At 66.8% G+C, this 1,618-nt stretch carries 1 protein-coding gene; it reads left to right on the plus strand.

Annotation, left to right across the window (positions count from 1 at the left end; translation table 11 throughout):
- The coding region (locus AC6LJ2_RS29980; protein WP_498152753.1) for a phosphate acyltransferase at window positions 1–1,588 on the plus strand (1,588 nt) is incomplete at its 5' end.
- Window positions 1,589–1,618 lie beyond the last annotated feature (30 nt).

Genomic DNA, 1,618 nt, shown 5'->3' on the forward strand with positions numbered 1-1,618 from the left:
GGACAAGGCGCGCTTTGCGCAAAAGACGGACGCCCGCAAGCTGGCCGACGTGATCGAGGGCGCGGACGTGTTCCTGGGCCTGTCGGCCGGCGGCGTGCTCAAGCCGGAAATGGTCGCGGCCATGGGCCCGCGTCCGCTGATCCTGGCGCTGGCCAACCCCACCCCGGAAATCCTGCCGGAAGTCGCGCACGGCGTGCGTGACGACGTGGTCATGGCCACGGGCCGTTCGGACTACCCGAACCAGGTCAACAACGTGCTGTGCTTCCCGTACATCTTCCGTGGCGCGCTGGACGTGGGCGCCACCACCATCACCCGCGAAATGGAAATGGCGGCGGTTCATGCCATTGCCCAGCTCGCCGAAGAAGAGCAGAACGAAGTCGTGGCCGCCGCCTACGGCACCTACGACATCTCGTTCGGCCCCGAATACCTGATTCCCAAGCCCTTCGATCCGCGCCTGATCGTGCGCATCGCCCCGGCGGTGGCCAAGGCCGCCATGGACGGCGGCGTGGCCACGCGCCCGTTGGCCGACCTGGAAGCCTACGAAGAGCAACTGCAGCAGTTCGTCTACCACTCGGGCGCCTTCATGAAGCCGCTGTTCTCGGCGGCCAAGCGCATCGTGCGTGGCGGCGGTAAATCGCGCATCGTCTTCACTGAAGGCGAAGACGAACGCGTGTTGCGCGCGGTGCAGGTCATCGTCGACGAAGGCCTGGCCCGTCCGATCCTGGTGGGTCGCCCCGCCGTGCTGCTGTCGCGCATCGAGAAATTCGGCCTGCGCCTGCGCCTGGGCGAAGACGTCGAAGTCACCAACCCCGAATACGACGAACGCTTCCATCAGTACTGGACCACGTACTGGGAACTGATGTGCCGCCGCGGCATCACCAAGGAAATGGCGCGCGTGGAAATGCGCCGCCGCCTGACGCTGATCGGCGCGATGATGGTGCACCTGGGCGATGCCGACGGCATGGTCTGCGGCACGGTCGGTGCATACCACGACCACCTGCGTTTCGTGGACGAAGTGATCGGCCGCCGCCCCGGCGCCAACGTCTATGCCGCGATGAACATCCTGCTGCTCAACGAGCGCACGGTGGTGCTGGTGGATACGCACGTCAATGACGACCCCACGGCCGAGCAGATCGCCGAGTTCACCATCGCCGCCGCCCGCGAAATGAGCCGCATGTTCCTGGCCCCCAAGGTGGCGCTCTTGTCGCGGTCGAACTTCGGCTCGGGCAGCTCGGCCTCGGGCGCCAAGATGCGCCGCGCGCTGGAACTGGTGCGTGAAACCGCGCCGGAAATCGAAATCGACGGCGAAATGCACGGCGACTGCGCGCTGGACGAAGCGCTGCGCCTGCGCATCCTGCCCTCGTCCACGCTCAAGGGCGAAGCCAACCTGCTGGTGTGCCCCAACGTGGACGCCGGCAACATCGCCTACAACCTGCTCAAGACGGCGGCCGGCGGCAACGTGGCGGTGGGCCCGATCCTGCTGGGCGCCAATGCGCCGGTGCACATCCTGACCTCCAGCTCGACCGTGCGCCGCATCATCAACATGACGGCCATGACGGTGCTGGACGCCAACCGCGTCGAAGGCTGATCCCGCGCGCCTTGTCCTGCGGGGCAAGGC

This window comes from Achromobacter sp. 1014246743 (assembly GCF_059760725.1).